This window comes from Streptomyces sp. NPDC007095 (assembly GCF_040634475.1).
Lineage (GTDB): Bacteria > Actinomycetota > Actinomycetes > Streptomycetales > Streptomycetaceae > Streptomyces.
In genome coordinates, this window is record NZ_JBEYFS010000520.1 from 1 (window position 1) to 1,442 (window position 1,442).

The following is a 1,442-nucleotide window of genomic DNA, read 5'->3' on the forward strand; positions in this document are numbered from 1 at the left end:
CGGATTGATCGCGCCGCACAGATTGCCCCACTTCTGTACGAGCGTCTGGTACGCGGCCGGCACGGCGCCCTTGGCGAGACCGACCGATCCGCCGCTGGCGATGTACGCCGGTCACCCGCGCTGGGTCGGCGAGCTGAGCGCCCAGGTCGCCACCCTCACCGACGAACCGGCCCCCCTCGCCGAGGCCTCCCTCCTGGCGGGCTGGGCGCTCGCCGTGACCACCCAGTTCGCGGGCTCGCTCGGCTTCCTGCTGCCGGTCGCCGAGGCCGCCGTCGACCAGGACCCCGTACTGACCCTCGACGCCCTGGCGACGGCCACCACACCCGCGTACAACTCCGGGGCCCCGGAACACCGCGAGAACATCCTGCGGATCCTGGAGCGCGTGCCGCCCCAGGACGACGAGACGGGCAGGCTCTGGGCCCTGGCCGGCTGCGATCCGGTACGCAACCGGGCCCAGGCCCTCGATCTGCTCGCGGCCACCTGGACCGAGCCCCTGCCGAAGCCCGGATCCGGCGTCGACGTCCCGCTGTCCCGCCTGGTCGTCTCCGGCGGGGCCGCCTGGGTCCTGGACGAGACGGCCGAGGCGATACGGCTGCTCGGCGCGGCCATGGACCATCTGCGCCGCTCCCCGACCTCCGGGGCCAACGCGACCGTGGCCCAGGCCCTCGCGCTGGCCCTCTACGAGAGCGGGTCCTGGACGAAGGCCCGCGCGGCACTCGACGAGGCGTACGGCCTGGCCGCCGAAGGGGGACTGGAGAACGTGGTGGTGGGAGCGCCCGTGCTCCGCGCCACCCTGCTCGCCCTGCGCGGCGACACCGAAGAGGCCCGCGCCGCCGTACAGCGCGCCGTGTACGGCATCGACCTGCCCAACTGCCGCAGCCTGCAGGTGCGCACGCACTACGCGCTGGGCGCCGCCGCACTCGCGGAGGGCGACCACGCGGCGGCCTACGACCGCTTCCGCGCCGTCTACACCCGGCAGCCGCAGCCCGCGCCCCTGCACTTCCATGCCTCCGACTACTACCTTGCCGACCTCGTGGCAGCCGCCGTCCGCACGGGCCGGGCCGAGGACGCACGGCTCGTCCTCGACACGACCAGGCGGCGCCTCGCCGAGGGCACGACGTCCGCACGGCTCACCGCGATCGTGCACCGGGCCGACGCCCTGCTCGCCGAACCGGACGACGCCGAAAGGCACTTCACGGCGGCCCTGGCCGACCCGGCGGGCGACCAGTGGCCCTTCGAACGGGCACAGGCCCGGCTCGACTACGCCGAGTGGCTGCGCCGCCGGCGCCGCGCGGTGGAGGCCCGCCCCCTGCTCGCCGCGGCGCTGGAGGTCTTCGAACGGCTCGGCACTCGTCGTCCTACTCCGCTTCTGCCTTTTCTCCGAATACGAGAAAGGGTACGCCTTCGGGCTGTTCTTGGCGCTGGGAGAGGTCACGCCGTCC

At 74.1% G+C, this 1,442-nt stretch carries 1 pseudogene; it reads left to right on the forward strand.

Annotated features, from left to right (window positions below):
* Positions 1-70: 70 nt before the first annotated feature.
* Positions 71-1,442: pseudogene (locus ABZ656_RS57905) on the forward strand (transcriptional regulator); the annotation flags it as partial.